The 2685-nt window shown below is 55.3% G+C and carries 4 protein-coding genes; all 4 read right to left on the bottom strand.

The features are described 5' to 3' along the window. The coding region (locus KDK13_RS06980) for a hypothetical protein (RefSeq protein WP_257284255.1) at window positions 1-674 on the bottom strand (674 nt) is incomplete at its 3' end. Continuing rightward, entirely contained in the window at window positions 671-1141 is a 471-nt protein-coding gene (locus tag KDK13_RS06975; protein WP_257284254.1) for a hypothetical protein, read from the bottom strand. The genes KDK13_RS06980 and KDK13_RS06975, both read right to left, overlap by 4 nt. Continuing rightward, window positions 1113-1526 (bottom strand): hypothetical protein, encoded by a 414-nt coding sequence (locus tag KDK13_RS06970; RefSeq protein ID WP_257284253.1) that lies wholly within the window; start codon window positions 1524-1526, stop codon window positions 1113-1115. The genes KDK13_RS06975 and KDK13_RS06970 overlap by 29 nt, the downstream gene beginning before the upstream one ends. A gap of 65 nt (window positions 1527-1591) precedes the next feature. Next, window positions 1592-2685, bottom strand: a 1094-nt coding sequence (locus KDK13_RS06965) for a phage tail tape measure C-terminal domain-containing protein (RefSeq protein WP_257284252.1), incomplete at its 5' end; no start/stop codon positions are given.

Here is a 2685-nt window from a genome sequence, read left to right as displayed (position 1 = left end):
TGCGAATGGACCGAAAATACATCACCCGGTTGCAACACCACATTGGCTGGCCAGTGAAAATCACCGTGATCGGCACCGGCCAGAAACAGTACTTGACCAATGTCCTGATCATTGCGATAACAATGCACGGTAAAATCCCGGGCAGCCGGGATCTGGCAATACGCCGATGAGTGAACCACGTTGGCGGCAAATATTGTTGATTCGGCTATTTGCAATTTGGTTAACATGACCGGCTGCAAAAACGTACCCAGGTAACTGATGCAAATACTGACCGGCTGCGGGCCAAGTTTGGCCAACGGATCAAAACTTGCAATCAGCTCATTGATCTGCTGCAGTTTTTTTTCAGTAAGGGTTGCTGATGCCAAAGCATCACTGGCGTGCTCTGCGCTGTCACCGGCACTGTCCGATGCGGATTGCTTGGCGCTGTCGGCACGATCCGCCGCAGCGGTGGCATCATTCACCGCCTGATCCAGCGATCCAAACTTCTGTTCAATGGCCTCCTGGGTTTCCTGATAACAGTCCTCAATCATCTTTTTCGGAGAGCGCACCGTGTTGCCTGGTGCCACTTCCACCATAGTGTTTTCGTTGCCAGTGATGATCTCGGTGGTGAGGGCCACGTCGTTTTTCAGTTCATCCGTGGCCTGGATGATTTCCTGGTCAATCTGTCGGCTCATGGCGCTGAACTCCACTGTAAGGGCCATTCAGTGTGTATAAAGTCGTGCAGCGGATCATCAAAGGTGCCGTCGGTGATGCCAATGCTGCCCAGCAGTTCACTGGCCAGTTGGTCATTGGACATGACCGGTGGCTGAGGCACATAAAGGCTGGCGGTGACTTCAAAGAAATCACGCATCGGGTTGATGGTCAGCGGCCCGTCAAACCTTGCAATAGTCGTGGTCATGCCGTGGTAGGCAGGCAGGTCAATCTCAAAGTAGTTGCCGCTGGCCTGGCGGTGGAACTGCTCCAGCTGACCGCATTGCTTTTGGTTAACCACCCAGCACACCGTGTCGGTGACACCGCGCTTGCGCACCGTGCGGCGCTGGCGCTGCCAGGCGTCAAAGGTCTGCGGTGTCTGCTCACCTTTCAGGTTGCGGCTGTAGCCACTGCGGCACAGGTCAATAGACGGCGGAAACAGCATAATCAATCTCGGCTTCGGTGGACAGTGACCAGCTGCTGCCGTTCAGGCTGGCCTGCACCGGCGCGATAAACCGTGCCCTGCCCTGTCGGCCACACCAGTCGATATCAAACCGGGACACGCCGTCGTGCAACCGCCAGCGGTGCCAGGCTTCAAAAATGCGAAATTGCTGCTCGGTCAGGGTCCAGCTCAGTTGCAGGGTCTGGCGGTGGTTCGGGTTGAGTACCCGATTGCGTGGCGCAATGTCGCCTTCGCTGGTCAGGCGGTGTTCGGCGGTTTCGAAGGTGCTGCCGGATAGTGGGTTGGGCAGTGCGGGTGGGTAGTAAGCCATAAAAGATCGTCTCCCGTTGTCCGTTTCCCGTTGCCCGTAAAAGCGGTTTGCTGTTGTTAGCATTTACCTGGTGCCAGGAAAATGGTCGTTCAAGCTCCACAAAGTGGTTTGTGGCGTCTGGCCGTTACTCAATAACTTTTGCGGCTCAGGGCGTACCGCCCTTCCAGCGTCCTGGCCAGACCCTGGCCACGGCTGATTTGTTCATTCATGCGGCTGTCCACCTGCTTCATAAACACCTCGATAATGTCGCCCTGTTCCGTTTGTCGGCTGCGGGTTTCGGCGGTTTCGCCGGGCTGGGTGTAGATGTTAACCTGGGTGTTGCCACCCAGTTTGTGGTTCGGCGTGATGTTGCCGCTGTTGCTGGCGGTGAACAGCTCCGGGCCTTTTTCACCCACCAGGTAAGTCTGGCCGCGCATGACCGGGCCGCCGGTGGCTTTGCCAGGGACCAGGCCCATGCCCTGCAGCAATGGCTGGGTAATATTGGCCTGGATGGCAATGCGCAGGATGTCATTGATGATGCTTTCGGCCAGTCGCCCAAAGTCCATTTGTCCTTTTGTAACCATGTTGGCCAGCTCGGTGCTGAAGCTGTTGGCCCAGTTGGTGGCCGCCATGGTCATGGTGTCGGTGCTGGCGTTGATGGCCTTGGCCAGGCTGTCAAAACTGGTGGCCTGTTCGTCGTTGGCCGCTTCGGTCTGCGCTTTTAGCCGGGTCAGTGCCTCTTCGCGCACGGCTTCAGCCTGAAGCAAATAGTCGCTTTGCAATTGCAGCAGGCTGTCGTAACCGGCTTTTTCCAGCTGTTCCCTCGTCAATTGCAGCGCGTTGATTTGTTCAACCTGCTTCAGGTAATTCTGATTGATCAGCTGTTCCTGGGTGGCAAAGGTGTGGGTCAGGCTGTCCAGGAGGCGCTGGTTTTCCTTGATGACGGCGTCGGCGCTTTTTTTGACGCTGGCAATTACATGATTACCATTACTCCCAACAACATCACCACCGACGCTTTTTTCTTTTTTTGGCACTTTAATGTCAATGGTAATTGCCTGCGGTCTGGCTGTCAGGGTATCCAGCTCGGCTTTCAGACTCTTTAACTGACTTTGCAAGCTGGCAAGATTTTTTAATTCATCCGGCAAACGACCACTGGCAATGCCTGCTCCCATAATGTCACTGTCGGTGGCCCCTTCTTTTTTCGCAGCCAGAATGGTCTGCCGGTAATTATTGATCAGTTCTT

The organism is Endozoicomonas sp. SESOKO1, from assembly GCF_024606265.1.
In the GTDB taxonomy this organism is placed as follows: domain Bacteria; phylum Pseudomonadota; class Gammaproteobacteria; order Pseudomonadales; family Endozoicomonadaceae; genus Endozoicomonas.
This window is presented reverse-complemented; position numbering and strand designations above follow the sequence as displayed.